The 16,444-nt window shown below is 63.1% G+C and carries 10 protein-coding genes and 4 pseudogenes; 11 read left to right on the forward strand and 3 right to left on the reverse strand.

Translation table 11 applies throughout. From position 1 onward, the window contains the following. Nucleotides 1-535 precede the first annotated feature (535 nt). The 5 genes and pseudogenes from HNP02_RS41445 (at nucleotide 536) to HNP02_RS41465 (ending at nucleotide 5,778) form a co-directional block, all read left to right on the forward strand. Nucleotides 536-1,384 carry a TIGR03620 family F420-dependent LLM class oxidoreductase gene (locus HNP02_RS41445; RefSeq protein WP_184446632.1) on the forward strand — a complete coding sequence of 283 codons (849 nt, stop codon included), beginning with the start codon at nucleotides 536-538 and terminating at the stop codon, nucleotides 1,382-1,384. Nucleotides 1,385-2,421: 1,037 nt separating this feature from the next. Then, nucleotides 2,422-3,480, forward strand: a complete 1,059-nt coding sequence (locus HNP02_RS41450; RefSeq protein WP_184446633.1) for an SDR family NAD(P)-dependent oxidoreductase — start codon at nucleotides 2,422-2,424, stop codon at nucleotides 3,478-3,480. Then, nucleotides 3,422-3,618 (forward strand): annotated as a pseudogene (locus HNP02_RS44250) (SDR family NAD(P)-dependent oxidoreductase); the annotation flags it as partial. The gene HNP02_RS41450 and the pseudogene HNP02_RS44250, both read left to right, overlap by 59 nt. 238 nt (nucleotides 3,619-3,856) lie before the next feature. Then, nucleotides 3,857-4,951 (forward strand): LLM class flavin-dependent oxidoreductase, encoded by a 1,095-nt coding sequence (locus tag HNP02_RS41460; RefSeq protein ID WP_184446634.1) that lies wholly within the window; start codon nucleotides 3,857-3,859, stop codon nucleotides 4,949-4,951. Then, on the forward strand, nucleotides 4,948-5,778 hold the full coding sequence (locus HNP02_RS41465) for an SDR family oxidoreductase (protein ID WP_184446635.1): 831 nt from the start codon (nucleotides 4,948-4,950) through the stop codon (nucleotides 5,776-5,778). The genes HNP02_RS41460 and HNP02_RS41465 overlap by 4 nt, the downstream gene beginning before the upstream one ends. 2 nt (nucleotides 5,779-5,780) lie before the next feature. Here HNP02_RS41465 and HNP02_RS41470 read toward each other — a convergent pair whose 3' ends face one another. Then, entirely contained in the window at nucleotides 5,781-6,170 is a 390-nt protein-coding gene (locus tag HNP02_RS41470) for a hypothetical protein (protein WP_184446636.1), read from the reverse strand. Nucleotides 6,171-6,439: 269 nt separating this feature from the next. Between HNP02_RS41470 and HNP02_RS41475 the strand changes: the two genes are divergently transcribed. Beyond that, a complete protein-coding gene (locus HNP02_RS41475) occupies nucleotides 6,440-7,507 on the forward strand; it encodes a hypothetical protein (protein ID WP_184446637.1) in 1,068 nt (355 codons plus the stop codon). A 51-nt stretch (nucleotides 7,508-7,558) separates the two neighbouring features. Then, complete coding sequence (gene car, locus HNP02_RS41480) at nucleotides 7,559-11,086, forward strand: carboxylic acid reductase (RefSeq protein ID WP_184446638.1); 3,528 nt, start codon at nucleotides 7,559-7,561, stop codon at nucleotides 11,084-11,086. Between the two features lie 80 nt (nucleotides 11,087-11,166). On the opposite strand, the pseudogene HNP02_RS43505 reads toward car, so the two are convergent. Next, nucleotides 11,167-11,311 (reverse strand): annotated as a pseudogene (locus HNP02_RS43505) (alpha/beta hydrolase); the annotation flags it as partial. On the opposite strand from HNP02_RS43505, the gene HNP02_RS41485 reads away from it, so the two are divergent. The 4 genes and pseudogenes from HNP02_RS41485 to HNP02_RS41500 form a co-directional block, all read left to right on the forward strand. Beyond that, nucleotides 11,252-11,416: a hypothetical protein gene (locus HNP02_RS41485; protein WP_184446639.1), complete on the forward strand. Its 165-nt coding sequence runs from the start codon at nucleotides 11,252-11,254 to the stop codon at nucleotides 11,414-11,416. The pseudogene HNP02_RS43505 and the gene HNP02_RS41485 sit on opposite strands and share 60 nt — an antisense overlap. Nucleotides 11,417-11,906: 490 nt before the next feature. Further along, nucleotides 11,907-13,580 (forward strand): APC family permease, encoded by a 1,674-nt coding sequence (locus tag HNP02_RS41490; RefSeq protein ID WP_221318625.1) that lies wholly within the window; start codon nucleotides 11,907-11,909, stop codon nucleotides 13,578-13,580. Between the two features lie 292 nt (nucleotides 13,581-13,872). Continuing rightward, complete coding sequence (locus tag HNP02_RS41495) at nucleotides 13,873-14,220, forward strand: hypothetical protein (protein WP_184446640.1); 348 nt, start codon at nucleotides 13,873-13,875, stop codon at nucleotides 14,218-14,220. 307 nt (nucleotides 14,221-14,527) lie between these two features. Then, a pseudogene (locus tag HNP02_RS41500) lies at nucleotides 14,528-15,001 on the forward strand (IS21 family transposase); the annotation flags it as partial. 37 nt (nucleotides 15,002-15,038) lie between these two features. On the opposite strand, the pseudogene HNP02_RS41505 reads toward HNP02_RS41500, so the two are convergent. Then, nucleotides 15,039-16,206 (reverse strand): annotated as a pseudogene (locus HNP02_RS41505) (IS30 family transposase). Nucleotides 16,207-16,444: the final 238 nt, after the last annotated feature.

The following is a 16,444-nucleotide window of genomic DNA, read 5'->3' on the forward strand; positions in this document are numbered from 1 at the left end:
CCTCCGGAAATCCTTCGTCGAGGGCGTAGTAGCCGTTCGTCCACACCGTGCCGGCCTGCAGGTCACGGCACACCTGACGGGCACGCGCACCATCGTCCGAGCCGCCCGCGAGGGGATCGGCCATGACGTGCCTCCGTGGTGTGATGCCAACAGTGGCGATCACCGTCACTGCCACCACCACTCAAACATTGAATTCTCGACCAGTCACTTTTTAACGAGATTATCATCACATAACGTCATTCTCATCCTCAGCCAACGCCAGTAGTTCGGCCACGCCCTGACAAAACACCGACGCCCTCCCGGACGCGTCGCACCGCCAAGGATCTGAAGGCTGGCAGGTGAGAGCGTGCCGGATCAGGCCCGCTGGACAGCAAGTCTCCACGCGCAGCCGGGCGGCTCTGACGCTGAAAGTGCTGTGCCACAGCATATCTAGTGACTTCACCACAGACGAGCCTTCGGTACCGGGAAGAGCTCTGAGACCATCCGATCCGCCGAACAGGGAATAACTGCCTCGGCGCCGGTGTCGTAGTCCGTCATGACGAAACCATCGCTGGGCAGCTTCGGCGCCTACCTCCATGTCCAGGATTACGAGAAGTGGAACCTCGCCTCCCGCGTGAAGAGCTTGGAAGAGCTCGGATACGGCACGGCGTGGATCGCCGGTAATGCCCCCGGCGACTTGGCGATCCCCGAATCGTTCCTGACTCGGACGGACTCGATCTCGGTCGGAACGGCGATCGTTAACATCTGGGCCGAGGCGGCCGACGACGTCGCGGCTTCCTTCCATCGGATCGAGGGGCGTTACCCTGGTCGCTTCGTGCTCGGTGTGGGCCTCGGGCATCGCGAGGTCAACGGCGAGGTCTACCAGAAGCCGCTGGCCGCGCTGAGCAGCTACGTCGACCGGCTGCTCGAACTCGGTGTTCCTCGTGATCGAATCATCCTGGCAGCTCTGCGTAATAGGGTCTTGCAGCTGTCCCGGGACAAGACGGCAGGAGCCCTGCCGTACTTCACCACCGTGGAGCACACGAAGAAGGCACGCCAGGTCCTGGGTCCCGATCGCACGTTGTCGGTTGCGCAACTCATCACCGCCAGCCCGGACCGCGACGCAAACCGTGCCGTCGTACGAGACCACTCCAAGCTCTACCTGGGCCTGCAGAACTACGTGAGCAACCTGCAGGAGACAGCCTTCCCGAACCTGCGCGTCGGCGACGATCCCAGTGATGAACTCCTCGAAGCGCTCGTCCCCCTGGCCGGCCTGGAGGCCGGACTCGAACGAGTGCGTCAACACCTCCATGCCGGAGCCGATCACGTACCGATCTTTCCGCTTCCGCAGGCAGAGGACCCGTTCGTTGTCTTCGAGACGGTCGCAGCCAAGCTGCAGTTGTGAATCGCAGACCCGCGGGCCTCGATGCCGTTGGGGCGCAATATCACCGCGGGGTTCCGATTGCGTTTCGCCGCGCGATCCAGGCGCGACAATCGTCACGCGACAGACGGATCGACAGGTATCCGCTGGCGAAGTTCGACCCCGTCGGTCCACCCCATGGCGAGTGATACGTCCCGGACGCCATCTTCACCTTGAGAGGCACCACCCGGCGGTGGCCCCCGACCGCCTGCTGCAGCTCGGGCGAGCGACACACATCGGATCCCGATGGATAACATTCGTTATCCACCACTAGTTGCTCCCTTTCCATCGGATGAATCACGGATACGGCGTCGCTGCATCGGTAGCCAACTGGCTCTGGTCACGAAAACTGCTGCTGATCTGAGGATTTAGTCTCATTTGCCGCCTGTCTCGGATTGCCTGTGACCCGGCGCGCTGCCGACACTCCGGCGAACCGTCTCGACGCTGATGCACTTACCTGCAGTGACATGGCGATGATTCACTGGACGGTTCAACGATGCATCGGATGAGACAGGGCTGACGCCGGTTCTGCCCGTCGATAAGAGCGGTCGCTGTGCGTGGCCGGTTCGGTTCCCGCGTTACATCCATCCGGAGACCCAGACCGTCGACGAGATGCTCGAGGGAGTTGGCGCGTCGCCTAGATGAAACTCCGGAGCGCTGATCGAGGCATCGCCACGTCGATGCCCGCATCGTCCATGAACGACCGCCGCCGTAGAAATCCGGTATCTGGTGATGGTGGATACAGCTGTGAACGTCATGATTCTGCGATCTATCGACGATTAGTTCGATCTGGGCTCTACCAAATAAGCGCATATGCAATATAATGGCGAGTGCCATAAATAATTGCTGCGGGCCTGTCAGGTCTACGGGCACAGAACTGCAGCACGGAGAGTGCAAGTGCAAGCATCCTTGTCAGGGACGCACGAAGCATCGCCGCCCGCGGACCAAACATTGTGCCGTCCCACAGTTCAGCCGAACCGAGCACTGCAGATTCGCGGCGGCAACAGCACCGAGGAGGCCTGATGGCCGACCACATCGCATTCGCCAACCGCGTCGCGATCGTGACAGGAGGCGGTCGCGGGTTGGGCGCCGCGTACGCCAAAGAACTGGCCGACCGTGGCGCCGCGGTCGTCGTGCACGACCTGGGCAGCACGGTAGCTGGCCACGGCAGCGATCCGCACCCCGCCGAGTCCGTGGCCGCTCAGATTCGCGCCACGGGGGGCCGCGCATTGGCCTGCACCACCGACGCCAGCGCCCCCGACGGCGGCGAGGCAGCGGTGAAGTCGGCCATCGCCGAGTTCGGCCGGATCGACATCGTTGTCGCCAACGCTGGCATCATCCACTCCGACCCGCTCCCGGACTGGCCCACCGAGCGGTTCGAGGCGCTACTGCGCCACCATCTGCTCGCCGCCTTCCACGTCGCAAGACCGGCGTTCAGGTATATGAAGTGTGCCGGCTATGGGCGTCTGGTTTTCGTGTCGTCTGCTGCAGGCATGTTCGGCCAGCCCGGTCTTGCTGGTTACGCCACCGCGAAGGCAGGAATGCTCGGACTGATGAACGTCGCGGCAATTGAAGGGGCCGAATACGGCATCAGGGTCAACGCAATAATGCCGATGGGACATACCCGTATGGCTGCCGCCGTTCTCGGGCCAGCAGGCCAAACTCCCGAAGCCCTCGCATTTCTCGACACGTTGCGACTAGACCAAGTCGCGCCCGTGGTGGCCTACCTGGCCAGCGAGCAGTGCACGCTGACACACACGGTTCTTAGCGCGTTCAGTGGCCGCATTGCGGCGCTGCGGGTGGGCATGACAACGGGATGGTTCAGCCCCGGCGAATCCTTCACGGCTGAAGATGTCGCCGCGCATCTACCGGAGGTCATCGACCCCGAAGGAATGTTCCTGCCAGACAGCATCCATGACGAAATGGGATACGTGACAAGCCGACTGGCAGGCCCGCGGGAGCCTGACAAGCCGACTGCACGTGGCGTCGACAGCGCGCGGCTAGTCACTCAGCAAGATGGCTATGGAAAGGATCGTGACCACCGTGGTTCCCAAGACGATCGTAATCACCGGCGCGAGTGACGGCCTCGGCGCGGCGGCGGCACGCGAGCTCACCAGTGACGGGCGCAAAGTGGTTCTCGTCGGGCGGCCGAAGGCGAAACAGCCATTGCCCGCGAGCTGGATGCCGACTACTGCGTCACGGGCTTCGCCGATCTCTCGACCGCCGCGCACGGATGCCCGGACCGACCAGGCGACTTCTTCCGAACTGCGCGAGTGTCCCAACGTCTATAGCGGGCAAGACCGGCGCTTCGACGCGGAGCGTTGGGGTGGGACCGATGGCACTGAGCGGCGATTCCAACAGTGCCGCAGCCCGATTCGCATTCTCGATCGGCTGTCCGAGACTGGCATCACCGATTTGGCCTGAACACACATCCTTTTTACCCGACAGGAGCGCAACATGAAATTCGGCATCTTCTATGAAATGTACGTCCCGGCAGACGAATCCGGTGCTGAAGCAAGAATCATCCGCCAGACGGTCGATCAGATCGTGCACGCCGACAAGAGTGGGTTCGACCATGTATGGCTGACCGAACACCACTTCCTCCGGGGCTTTTCCCATATGTCCGCCCCGGAGGTCATTTTTGGCGCAGCTGCGTACCAAACCGAGCATATCCGGTTCGGCTTCGGGCTGGCGCTGACGCCGCCGTCGTACAACCATCCGGTTCGCATTGCCGAACGGGTGGCGATGCTCGACTGTTTGTCAGGCGGCAGAGTCGACTTGGGCTCGGGGCGCTCCACCACACCGGCCGAGTTGTATGGCTTCGGCATCGACCCGGAACAGTCCCGCGCCCAGTGGCAGGAAGGCATCGACGCGGTCGCCCGGCTCCTTGCGGAGGAGAACGTCGCGCTTGACGGTGAGTTCGTCAAAATGCCCGCGCGCACCGTTGTCCCGCGTCCCGTCCAGCAGCCCCACCCACCACTGTGGGTCGGTGGGGTTGGTCCGGGCAATGCCGAGCGCGCAGCCAAGAAGGGCTTGGGAATGCTCTTCTTCGCCCACAAAACCGATTACGACGGCTTGACCGCGGCCACCGAGGCCTACCACGCCAACATCGACAAGGCCCAGCCGATCTGCGGGTTGGTAAACAAACAGACAGCAGGGTTTGTCAACGGCTTGTGTAGTTACGACCGTGACGAGGTTCGCCGCCTGGCAGCGCGCAAAACCGTGGAGCACACGCTTCACGGGGTCGACTGGATGACCGAGGGCTGGCCAGGGGGGCAACCGTCGCCGAGCTATGCGCACGTCGGTAGCGGCGACGTCGCCATGCTGCGAGAGGCGACCAGGACCGATCCCGCCGCCATAGCGGAGCTGATGATCAACGAGGGGTTTGTCATGGCCGGCAATCCCGACGATTGCGCGCGAGTTCTGGACGGATTCAAGGCCAGCGGTGTCGACCAGGTCATCATCCACATGCAGATGGGTGGCATGCCCCACGACCGCATCATGGAATCCATCGAGTTGATCGGCAAAGAGCTGATCCCGAACTACGCGTGAACGCGACGTCTAGCCACGCCGGTTCGGGCCTCGCCGTTATCACCGGCGGTGCCAGTGGAATCGGTTTGGCGTTCGCGCGCGCTTACGCAACACGGGGATCGCGGGTACTGATAGGCGACATCGACGAGGCAGCGATGGACTGCGCTGCCGAGCAGATACGGCAGCTCGGCGCCGCGGTGACGACTTCGGTCGTAGACCTGCAAGACTCCGATTCTGTCGCGGCCTTCGGGGCCATGGCTCGAGATCGGGGAACGATGACGGCGGTGTGTCTGAACGCAGGCATCACCTCGACGGGAACAACCGTGTGGGATACCTCCTTGAGCACTTTCGACGCTCTGATCGGGGTCAACCTGCGTGGCCTCTTTCATAGTGTCAAGACCTTCGTGCCCGCCCTGATTGCGCAGGGCAAGCCCGCTGATATCGTCATCACTGCATCGATGGCGGGCATGGTTGCCTGCCCCCATAGCGGCGCCTACGCCGCTAGCAAAGCCGGTGCGATCGCGTTGGCCAAGTCGTTGCGAGCCGAACTTCAGTTGACGGCTCCGGCGTTGAGACTAGCGCTGCTCAACCCCGGCGTGGTCAGAACAAACCTCATCCGCACCTCTGCTGCGCACCTGCCACGTGACGGATCGATGTCGGAGGATCTCGTGAACGTCAGCCACGATGCGCTCGATCAGAGTGGTGTAGAACCGGGTGTCGCAGTTGCCTGGGCGCTAAAAGCCCTGGAGGACAACAGTTTCTGGGCGCATCCTCCCGCCGGCGACCCGTTCAGAGAGATGCTGGCGATCGAGTTCGCCGAGATCACCGACGATCAGGCGCATCCGTGACCCTACGTACGCGGGCGACGCTTGTGTGGCGAAGGCCGGTCGGCGATCGGGTTAGCCATCGTTTGGTGCCCATCATCCCTCCTGCGCTGGGCGACAGCAGATTCGCGATGGTGGCGGGCGGCACTGCCCTCACTGAGAAGTTCAGAAAGCCTCCCCCGCGTCTCGGCGAGCGCAGACAAGTCGCTGGCGTTCAGCGTCCCACGCACCGATCGGGTGGCGATCAAGATCTCCAGTATCGACATGGACTGGGGCCCGATCAGCACCTCCCAGACCTTTGCCGTCAGCGTTTCGGCACGGGTGCGGCCGTCCTTGTTTTCAGCGGCTTCGTCGACGATGGCCCCGCGAGAGGTAACGAGGCTGCTCATCCCACGATCGAGCACCGTGGCCTGCACCGCCTTGTGCCCGTCCTTGCATGAATATATTGCGTGTACTGTAATATAGCATGTGCGATATTATGCTGTTTGAGGGTTATGGGGAGAAGTGCGCCCCGAACTCGATAACCCTGTTGCGCAGAGGGTTACACGGTTGGCACATAGCTGGAGGTTCGTCGGCCAGAGGGTGGACGGACGGGTTGGTGGGCGGCGCTAGGCCGACCCGAATCTAGGCGTGATACCGCGTCTCGATCGCCCAAAATTGACGCCGACGAGGACAGGGAGAGATGGTGGGCAAGCTGAAGGTCATACAGGTGGCCACCGGCACGGTTGGCACGCATAGCCTGCGCACCATCCTCGGTCGCCGAGACATGAAGCTGGTCGGCCTGCTGGTGTTCAGCCCCGACAAGGTCGGCAGGGACGCCGGTGAACTCGTCGGAGCAGCCCCCGTCGGCGTAGTCGGCACCAACGATTTCGAGGCAATCCTCGGCCTTGACGCAGACGCGGTCGTGTACAACGCCCTGGGCGAAACCAGCGATCCCGCAGCAGCGCTCGACCAGATCTGTCGACTGCTCGAATCTGGAAAGAACGTGTGCTCGACAGCGGTCAGCGTGCACATCTATCCCGACATCATCAAGACCGTCCCGCTGAGGGCGACACTCGAAGCGGCCTGTCACAGAGGAGACGCCTCGTTTCACAGTTCGGGTATCAACCCGGGCTACATGATGGATGTATGGCCGATCACGTTGTGCCGACTAGCGCGACGGATCGACACGATCTACATGACCGAGATGGTCGACATGTCGCGCTACACCTCCCGTCAGATCGGCGACGTCATCGGCTTCGGGCAGCCCGTCGGGCAGCGCAGCGTCAGCTATCCTCGCGATGCCGTCCGCGAGAGTTCCTTGTACGCATCGATTCAGATGTTCGCCGACGCCACGGGCCTGCGGTTCGACGACGTGACCGTGGACCGGGAAGTCGCCCCATCCCCATGTGACATCGAGACTCCGGTCTACTCCATCAGTCCGGGGCAGGTGGCAGCGGTGCGGACCACCTTGCGTGTCTACACCGGCGGCAACGTGCGGATCCAGAACCAATGGGTCTGGGTGCTGGGTGAACAAGCGACGCCGCCCGATTGGCCGTATGGGGATGGGGCATGGACCATCCGCATCGACGGCGATCCTTGCCTGGAAAGCCGCATCGATGCCAGTACTATCCACGACGCCAAGCAGCCCGATGTGCTGATGACAGCGGTGCAGACCGTCAACGCCATACCGGCGGTCGTAAACGCGCCTCCCGGAGTTCAGACGCATCTCGACTTGCCGTTGTTCAGTGGCGGATTCTTTGCGAGTACCTGAGCACTGATGCTCCCCCGCCCTCGCCACACCGTGCGTTATGAAAGGTCCGTAGTGTCGGCTGAAACTCTTGAAGAGCGACTCGTCCGCCGAGTCACCGAGTTGTACGGCAGCGACGAGCAGTTCGCCGCGGCCATGCCCAGCGTCGACGTCAATGCGGCAATTGATGAACCGGGACTGCGGCTTCCGGAGATCATTCGGACCGTTATGGAGGGGTACGCCGAGCGGCCCGCGCTGGGGCAGCGGGCGGTGCAGTTGGTCACCGATGCGGCAGGACGTACGACCCTGGAACTGTTGCCACGATTCGAAACAATGACCTACCGCGAGCTGTGGGAGCGCGTCAGCACCGTAGCAACTTGCCTCGGAAGCGACCGCGAGGCGCCGGTGAGGCCGGGAGACCGAGTCTGCATTCTCGGCTTCGCCAGCATTGATTACACGACCGTCGACATGTCCCTCGTTCAGATTGGGGCAGTGACCACTCCGCTGCCGACCAGCGCGCCGACCGCTCAACTTCTCCCGATCGTCGCTGAAACCGAACCGGTGCTGATTGCCGCCAGCGTCGACTACCTCGACGACGCGGTGGAACTCGCGTTGATCGGGCCTGCACCGGCAAGGATCGTCGTATTCGACTACCGCGCGCAGGTCGACGGGCAGCGCGAGATTCTTCAGGCCGCCGGTACCCGTCTGGCAGAAGCCGGAAGCTCGGTGACTCTGCAGACGCTGAGCGAGGTTCTCGAGCGCGGTCACAACCTGCCGGCAAGGGCGCCCTACCTGTCCGACGAACCTGATCCGTTGAGGCTTCTGGTGTACACGTCGGGCAGCACTGGAGCGCCCAAAGGCGCGATGCATTCCGAGCGGATCGTTACGGCCACCTGGATCTCGCCGTCGATGAACGGTGAGCACATCATGCTGCCAATGATCGCGTTGATCTTCATGCCGATGAGTCACGTGATGGGACGTACACTCCTCTACTCGGCGCTCGGTGCCGGGGGGACAGCCTATTTCGCGCCCAAGAGCGATTTGTCGACGCTACTGGATGACCTTGCCTTGGTACGGCCCACGGCTTTGACCTTCGTGCCTCGGATCTGGGACATGCTGTTCGAGGAAGTCTCCGGTGAAGTTGACCGGCGTGCCGCGGACGGCGCCGATCACGCGTCGGTCGAGGCCGAGGTCATGGCGGAGCGCAGGCGGAACATCCTCGGCGGACGGTATGTCGCGGTCTCATCGGGTTCAGCGGCCATCTCCCCGGAGATGAGGGCCTGGGCCGAATCGTTCATCGACCTACCCCTTATGGAGGGCTACGGCTCCACCGAAACCGGACCCGTCTTGGCAGACGGTACGGTGCGGCGCCCACCGGTGATCGACTACAAGCTGGTCGACGTGCCCGATCTCGGCTACTTCCGCACCGATCGGCCGCACCCCAGGGGTGAGCTATTGGTGAAGAGTGCCGCCGTGTTCCCCGGCTATTACAAGCGCCCTGGGCTCACCGCCGAGGTTTTCGATGCAGACGGTTTCTATCGGACAGGAGACGTCGTTGCCGAGTTGGGACCCGACCAACTGAAGTACCTCGACCGGCGCAACAACGTGCTGAAGCTCTCCCAAGGTGAGTTCGTCGCCATCTCCAATCTGGAGGCCACGTTCGGTGACAGTCCGCTGGTGCACCAGATCTACATCTACGGCAACAGCGCCCGCCCTTACCTTCTGGCAGTCGTTGTGCCGACCGTAGAAGCGTTGTCTCGCGCGGGTGGCGATGCCGGTTCGCTCAAACTGGCCATCACCGACTCGTTGCAGAAGGTGGCCCGCGCCGCCGGCCTGCAGTCCTACGAGATCCCCCGTGACTTCATTGTCGAGACCACACCGTTTACTTTGGAGAACGGCCTGCTCACTGGCATTCGCAAGTTCGCACGACCGGAGCTCAAGCAGCGCTACGGGCCTATTCTCGAGCAGCGCTACCTCGATTTGGCTGAGAGCCAAGCTGATGAACTGCGGGCGCTGCGGCGGGGCGGCAGCGAGCGGCCGGTCCTAGGGTTGGTCGGCCGGGCCGCGGGTGCGTTGCTCGGCGCCGCCGCAGCGGAAGTGGCGCCGGACGCACATTTCACCGACCTGGGTGGAGACTCGCTGTCCGCCTTGACATTTGCAAAATTGTTGTACGACATCTTCGATATCGACGTACCGGTGAGCGTGATCATCAGTCCAACCACGGACCTGCGAGCGATCGCCGACTACATCGAGATCGAGCGCAACTCGGAGATGACGCGACCAACGTTCGCCACGGTGCACGGCCGGGATTCCACCGAGGCCAACGCCAGCGACCTCACCCTCGACAAGTTCATCGACAATGCCACGCTGGCCGCTGCACCAGCACTCCCACCCCCCGCTGGCGAGATCCGGACGGTACTCCTGACCGGCGCCAGCGGCTTCCTCGGTCGGTTCCTGGTTCTGGAATGGCTACAACGGATGGACTGCGTGGATGGCACGTTGATCTGTCTGGTGCGAGCCAAGGACGATGCCTCGGCTCGTGCAAGGCTCGACGCCGTCTTCGGCTGTGGCGACCCGCAATTGCTCGCGCACTACCGTGAATTGGCCGCTGACCACCTGGAGGTCATCGCCGGCGATAAGGGCGACGAGAACCTCGGTCTCAATCAGCAGACGTGGCAACGTCTCGCCGACACCGTCGATCTGATCGTCGATCCCGCGGCGCTGGTCAACCACCTTCTGCCCTACAGTCAACTGTTCGGGTCAAATGTCGTGGGCACCGCCGAGCTCATCCGCGTCGCCTTGACCACCAAACTCAAGCAGTTCGCCTATGTCTCGACCATCGCCGTCATCGCCGGTACCGATCCCGCATCGTTCACCGAAGACGCCGACGTCCGCGCCATCAGCCCAACCCGCACCGTTGATGACACGTATGCCAACGGCTACGGCAACAGCAAATGGGCCGGCGAAGTGTTGCTGCGCGAAGCACACGATCTCTGTGGGCTGCCGGTGTCGGTGTTTCGCTGCGGCATGATCTTGGCCGACGCCAAGTACTTGGGTCAGCTCAACGTCCCTGACACGTTCACCCGGTTGATGCTGAGCGTGCTCGCCACGGGAATCGCCCCAGGCTCGTTTTACCGATTGGACGACGACGGTGAGCCCCAGCGTGCCCACTACGACGGGCTACCAGTCGATTTCATCGCCGAAGCAATCTCGACGCTCGGTGAACGCCTGGTCGACGGGTTCCAGACCTACCACGTGATGAATCCATATGACGACGGCATTGGGCTCGACGAGTACGTCGACTGGCTGATTGAGGCGGGTCATCCGATACAGCGGATCCCCAGCCATGACGAGTGGTTTCGGCGTTTTGACACCGCCGTCCGTGGTCTACCCGAATACCAGCGCCAAGCATCAGTCCTGCCGCTGTTGGGCAGCTACCAGCACCCCGGCCCGCCGTTGCGCGGCGCGATGGCGTCCGCCGACCGGTTCCGCTCGGCTGTGCAGGCGGCGAAAGTCGGTTCGGACAACGACATTCCACACATCACCGCGGAAATTATCATCAAGTACGCGACGAACTTGAAACTCCTTGGGCTGCTCTGGTAGCTGACCGGCACCGGGGAACTGGCTGCGCCCGCCAGGCCGCGGCGAGCCTCGAGATGGCATCGCCAACCTGCGCCCACGAAGCCGAGGTTGTCGAAGCGGAGCATGCCGACGCCCTCGCTGGCAGATCCGGCTAGCAGCCGGGCTGTTCTTGCCGAGCGTGAAGCCATGGGCGAAGACACCCCCACCGCGGACCTCGCGCTCGGGGAGATCGATGAGACCGGCCAGAGTGGGCCCGGTGGTGCTGAGAAACGTGACGCGCCCGGGCACGGCGTCACCGTTTCACTTGCCGACGGCTCGGGTACGGGCATCGCGTTCGATCCAAACTCGTAGATGGCCACCGCAAGTCAGCTCTCGTCGGTTCGGCTGGAGACCGGTTGGGGACCACTCCCTTGCCCTGAGCCGCAGCCGTCGAGTCAGGCGTAACACGGCAGGCATGTTGTGGCAGGCCCTGATTCAAACAGTCGTCCTAGCCAATAACACCGCAGGCCCGACATCCGGTGAAGATGGCCGTTCGTCTCCCTTCTCCGCTGCTGGACCAAAACGGGCTGAGACGGAACCTCCGCAAGGGACGGACCGGACTGGCTGCTGCGGGTGCAGTCAACGGGCGTCATCGCAGCCGGTAATCAATTTTGTTGACGCCGCAAAGGGGTCAGACTTCAGTTGCCGTTGACACGTGCGAATGTGGCCTGGCTGGCCCGGCGCGGTGTTGCGAGTAGTGGCGTATGCCCACAAGGGTCACATGCTAGTGAACTGTGCGTAACCGGAGCCGGATAGCTTCTGTGCCAGTGTGATTTGGACTTATCGACGAGGAGTGACGACTATGGCGACAGAGGTAGGCGCTACGAACGCGAGTGCTGGGTTACAACGAACGGTCGGCTTCTGGGGCTTGATGTTCGTGTCGTTGGGATCGATCATCGGTTCCGGTTGGCTGCTCAGCGCATTGAGTGCAACGCAGACGGCCGGGCCGGCGGCAATCCTCTCCTGGGTCCTGGCGGCAGCGATGCTGATCGTGCTGGCGCTGGTCTTCGCCGAGTTAGGCGGGGCGTACCCGGTGGCCGGCGGTTCGGGGCGGTTTCCGTTCTATTCGCACGGCGCGTTCAGCGGGTTCATCGCGGCGTGGGCGTCGTGGCTGCAAGCGGTCGCGATCGCTCCGATCGAGATTCTCGCCGCCATCGCCTACGTCAACAGCGTCGGGTGGGTGAACCAGCACTTCAACATGCTCAACGATGCGGGACTGCTGAATCTCAAGGGCCTCATCGTCGCCACCATCTTGCTGATCGCGTTCACCGGCATGAACCTGGCCGGCGCCAAGTTCATGTCCGAGAGCAACGGACTCGTGGTGGTCTGGAAGACCGCGGTGCCGCTCCTCGCAATCTTCGTGATCGCCTACCTGTCGTTCCACCCGAGCAACTTCACCGCAGGCGGCAGCTTCATGCCATTCGGCGTGCACGGCATCTTCGCCGCGCTGCCGCTGGGGGTGGTGTTCGCCCTGCAGGGCTTCGAACAAGCCGTGCAGCTCGCGGGCGAAGCCAAGAACCCGCAGAAGGACATGTCGCGGGCCATCATTACCGCGATGATCATCGGCGCATTGCTCTACATCGCCCTGCAGGCAGCGTTCATCCTCGCAATCAACCCGGCGGACGTGAAGGACGGTTGGGCTCATCCGCTGGGACTGGGCGGCGAAAATTCCAGTTACGGCGCCTGGTACACCTTGGCCATCGCCGTTGGGGCCGGCTGGCTGGCCGTCATCTTGATCATCGACGCGGTCGTCTCCCCGTCGGGCACCGGCATCGTCTACATCGGCACCACCGCACGGCTCACCTACGCGCTCGGCGAGCTACCCGAACTGCCGACCCGGCTCGCCAGCACCGACCGCCGCGGCGTTCCGGTGTGGTCGATCGTCGTCTCTGCTGTCATCGGTTGGCTCTGTTTCGGACCCTTCCCAAGCTGGAGCAAGCTGGTCGCGGTCGTCACCGGCGCCACCGCCATCATGTACGCGTTCGCTCCGATCGCACTGGCTGCGTTGCGCTCCCGTGATGGAGATCGGCCGCGTAGTTACCGCATGCCCTTCCCGAACGTGCTGCTGCCGATCGCGTTCATTTCGGCGAACCTGCTGCTGTATTGGGGCTCGTACGACGTCGAATGGAAACTCGACGCCGCCATGGTTTTCGGCGCTGTGCTCTTCTTCGTCGGTGCGATCTTCAAGCAGACCTATTCGATCGACATGATGCGTCATGGCTACTGGATTCTCCCGTGGCTGATCGGCGCGACGATCATTGGCTACTTCGGCAACTACGGAGGACTCCACCCCGTGTTCGACGGGTTCATCTTCGGGGAGTGGTCCGACCTGGTCATCGTCGCCGCATTCAGCTTGATCATCTATTACTGGGCCCTTGCGGTGGCGATGCCGGCCGAGAAGGTCAAGGCCGCCGTCGAGCGCGACGCCGACCAAATCGAAGGCGGCAACGTCCTGCCCGTACCGCTGTCCTCATGAATGCCTGGGCGACAAGACAAACGGGCTCTCGCTGGAGTTTGGAGTTATGAGGTGGAAACACGGATGGGCGAGAACCTCGACTCCGGGCACCTGATCGAGTTGGTCACCAGCATCCCTGGCGGTCATTGCTGAGACCGGCGACTCCACCCGCTGTGATAGCCCCCGCGCGCTGGTCAAACTCAAACGCGCCTGGCTATTCACCGCGACAACGGCAGCGGCACTGCCAACGGCCGATCCAAGATCTGCTGGCGCGGTCGACGACTGTTTCCGGCTGTCCGTCTGGCGTGCGGGTGTGAAATGCATCGCCGAACAAAATCTGAGTGTCCGAGCCGATGACCCACTGTCCGATGGACAGGCGCGGGCCGCGTTGCTGCACTGGCTGCATGTCATCACCACCCGCCGCTTCAGCTGGGAAGCCACCACAGACACACTTGGTGATCTGCGGGCGCTGACCCGCCAACGCAATTATCAGCTCGCGATGCGCATCGCTGCGGTCAGCCAGCTGGAGACACTCCTAGACCAGCACCGGGTAGGCGGCGAATCCGTTTTAGCCCAACTGCATTCGCCGATCGCGTTGGACTTCCTGCACCACTACGCGTTACCGCAGGCCGCCGCGAGTCTCACTCCTTGCCAGGATTGAGACGTTCTGCCGCCGACGCGGCAGGGGCTTCGGTGCCGACGTGCCGGTCGGTACCGCCCAGCGCAGCCCGGCGCGACGGCGTTGTCGCGGTCTGAGACCAGGAAGCAGGACTGTTTGGTCTTCCATTCGGCCGCGGTGACGTGTGTCCGTGGCCATGAAAAAGTACCCACTGGCGGTCAAGTAGATGTATCCACTGGTGGCCAGATAAAAGTCCCCACCCCGTGTTCGTCGTGTCGATCAGGAACTGCGGGCCCCGGTGATGACGGTGAAGGTGCCAACCACACACCGCCACCACCGGGGAGTTCCATTGAAGTCTGCGAAGGACCGTATGGACATTTCTGCCTATCAACAAGTCGGGTCATACCGAGGAGCCGCCGAGCTGTGCGGCACCACCCACAAGACCGTCAAACGTGTCGTCGAGAAGTTCGAAGCCGGCGATACCGCGGCGGGGCGGGCTGAGCGGGCCCACAACTTTGATGCGGTGGCCGAACTGGTCACTGAACGAGTCGAGAATCTCAAGGGTCGGATGTCGGCCAAGCGCATACTGCCGATCGCGAGGGCGGCTGGTTGCGAAGGGTCGGCACGTAACTTCCGCCGCCTCGTTGCCGAGGCAAAGGTGTTGTGGCGCAACGAGCATCACCGCGGACGTCGCCCGGCGGTGTGGTCACCGGGTGAGTACCTGGTGATCGACTGGGCCCAAGCCGCGCCGGGGCAGTTCCTGTTCTGCGCGGTGCTGGCGTTCTCCCGGTGGCGCTTCGTCGCGTTCGCCACCGACCAGAAGTGTTGACGACGGGTGAGGTCTAGTCAACGTCGCAACATCACGAACCGTTTGAGGTTAACAGGGCGGTGAATAAGTCAGCGGGGCAACGGTCTTGGAGGACCATGCGGGGACGGTGATTGAGTTCGTGTTCGACGGCGAGCAAGAGTGCCGGTGGATGGTTGAGGGTGACGCCCTTGGGGAAGTAGTCGCGCAGGAGTCCGTTGGTGTTTTCGTTGGTGCCGCGTTGCCAGGGTGAATGGGAGTCGCAGAAGTAGATGGGTGCGCCCAGCTTGACGGCGGTGGCGAGGTGGCGGGCCATCTCGGTGGCCCTGGTCCCAGGTGATGGACCGCAGGAGCGCCGGTGGCAGATCCCGCATGCGGGCCACCAGGGCGGCGTGCAGGGAGTCGGAGTCACTGCGAGGGAGGTGCACCAACCGCACAATCCGGGTCTGGCGCTCGACCAGAGTGCCGATCGCCGAGCTGTGGTTGTTGCCGATGATTGAATCTCCCTCCCAGTGCCCTGCCTCGGATCGGTCGTCCATCGGGAACGGGCGGTCGTGGATGGTGAGCATCGGTTGATGGAACCGCGGTCGCCGGCGCTGCTGACGCTGGTGTGCTCGGCGATGATCACGACCGGTACGTAGCGGTGAACGACGGTGCGGTGCTAGCCGCGAGGGCCGTGAAGAACGCGAATTCGGTTGATACACAGCTTGATAGATACTCTCGTGACACAGCCGCATCCACGGGTCGTCGGCGAAGCGCAATCGAAGATGACGGCTGATCTGCTGCGGGCTCCACCGCTGGAGAAGCAACTCGGCGACCACGGCGCCAAGGTGATCGCTGATGTCGACCCGGCGTCGGTGGTGACGTGCTCGACGCGCGGTGGCACGCCGATGAGCATCGAGGGGCTGATATCCGCGGCCGGCCCGCGCGTTGCGTCGCAGCTCCCTCGAGATCATCGAAGCCGAGCGACCAAGTCGCTCGGCGATCACGCGCAGGCTCATCCCGGACTGACGCAGATCGACAATCTCGATGCGCTCGTCCTGGGACAGATAGCGCGAGCTGATCTGACGGACGGTTAGCCGATCCAGTGGTGGGACGAACCCGACCTCGACGCTGTTGCGGTAGGTCTTGTAACCGTGCGTCCAGTTCGTAGCCGCGGATCGAGATACACCGACTTCGCGGGCCGCGGCGCGCACACTCCACCCGCGAGCCCGCAACTCCATGAACCGTTGACGCTTGGCCGACTGCGGACGACGCCCCGGCCCCTTCTTCACACGACGTGACGATGACAACACAACCTCCAGAATCTAGAGAAGTGTTGCGACCAGGCCTAGAAACCACCCCCCTCGTCGACACTCAGCACCACCGCAGACACGCCGAGGGACCAGCAACGACGAGTTGCGCACGGAGCAGCACGGCCTCACCCGTCTGACCTGATGTCCGCGTCGGATTCGCAAAGGC

Origin of the sequence: Mycobacterium sp. AZCC_0083 (assembly GCF_014202335.1) — a bacterium.
Taxonomy (GTDB): domain Bacteria; phylum Actinomycetota; class Actinomycetes; order Mycobacteriales; family Mycobacteriaceae; genus Mycobacterium.

Bases quoted from the DNA above. Each gene is read 5' to 3' on its own strand.
- HNP02_RS41445 (WP_184446632.1), top strand. From the start codon at position 536: ATGACGAAACCATCGCTGGGCAGCTTCGGCGCCTACCTCCATGTCCAG.
- HNP02_RS41450 (WP_184446633.1), top strand. From the start codon at position 2,422: ATGGCCGACCACATCGCATTCGCCAACCGCGTCGCGATCGTGACAGGA.
- HNP02_RS41460 (WP_184446634.1), top strand. From the start codon at position 3,857: ATGAAATTCGGCATCTTCTATGAAATGTACGTCCCGGCAGACGAATCC.
- HNP02_RS41485 (WP_184446639.1), top strand. From the start codon at position 11,252: ATGGGCGAAGACACCCCCACCGCGGACCTCGCGCTCGGGGAGATCGAT.
- HNP02_RS41490 (WP_221318625.1), top strand. From the start codon at position 11,907: ATGGCGACAGAGGTAGGCGCTACGAACGCGAGTGCTGGGTTACAACGA.